The organism is Alloalcanivorax venustensis ISO4 (assembly GCF_015356855.1).
In the GTDB taxonomy this organism is placed as follows: domain Bacteria; phylum Pseudomonadota; class Gammaproteobacteria; order Pseudomonadales; family Alcanivoracaceae; genus Alloalcanivorax; species Alloalcanivorax venustensis.
Genome location: NZ_ARXR01000080.1, coordinates 1 through 887, shown reverse-complemented (window position 1 = coordinate 887; position 887 = coordinate 1). Strand labels below are relative to the sequence as shown.

Genomic DNA, 887 nt, shown 5'->3' with positions numbered 1-887 from the left:
GTTTGTGGGCGTAGATATTGCGGCGAAAACCTTTGATCTGGTGAACCGCAAGGGAGGCAAGGCTTCCAAGGTGGAGTCGTTCTCGCAATCGCCCCAGGGGCACGCCAAAGCGATCACGCGCCTCCACAACCTCAAGCCCACGCTCATCACTATGGAGGCGACGGGAATCTACTACTTTGATTTGGCGGTAGCCGTGGTGCAAGCAGGGCTGCCGGTGGCAGTCATCAATCCCAAAAGCTTCCACCACTTCGCTAAACTGAAGTTGGCCGGGAGCAAGACCGACGGGGTCGATGCCGCCTTGCTGGCGGAATACGGTGAACGCATCGAGCCCTCGCTGTGGACACCTCCCGATGAGGTCCGGCTGGCGCTGCGCGCTATCGGGCGGCAGATCAACCGCTTGACCGGTACCCGGCCCCGAGGCAAGAACCGGCTGCATGCCCTACAGGCCAAGAACTCGACCCGGTCCCTACTGGTTGAGGACGAACAAGAGGGTATCGCCTACCTGGATAGGCGCATTGAACGGCTGAGCCAGGCGGCGCTGGCGCTGATCGCGGAGTGTGAAACCCTGTCCCGGTACCTTACCCATATGTGTGCCGCCAAAGGCGTTGGTAAGGCCACCGCCCTGATCGTACTGGCGGAGCTGTGTGTGCTGCCTTCCAGTCTGAAAGCCCCGCAAGTCAGTCGTTTTGCAGGCCTGGATGTCCGATTGACGCAGTCGGGCAGCAGCGTCAATCGGCCAGCGCGCTTGAGCAAGGCGGGTAATGCTTATCTCCGGGCGGCCTTGTACATGCCAGCCATGAGCGCCGTCCAGCACGACCCGCGGGTGAAGGCCTTTTACGACGCCCTTGTGTCACGGGGCAAAAAGAAGATCCAGGCCCTATGCGCCG

General features: G+C 61.3%; 1 protein-coding gene. It reads left to right on the top strand.

The window, feature by feature from the left end:
• On the top strand, positions 1-887 hold an 887-nt coding region (locus tag ISO4_RS16850; protein WP_194856985.1), incomplete at both ends, for an IS110 family RNA-guided transposase.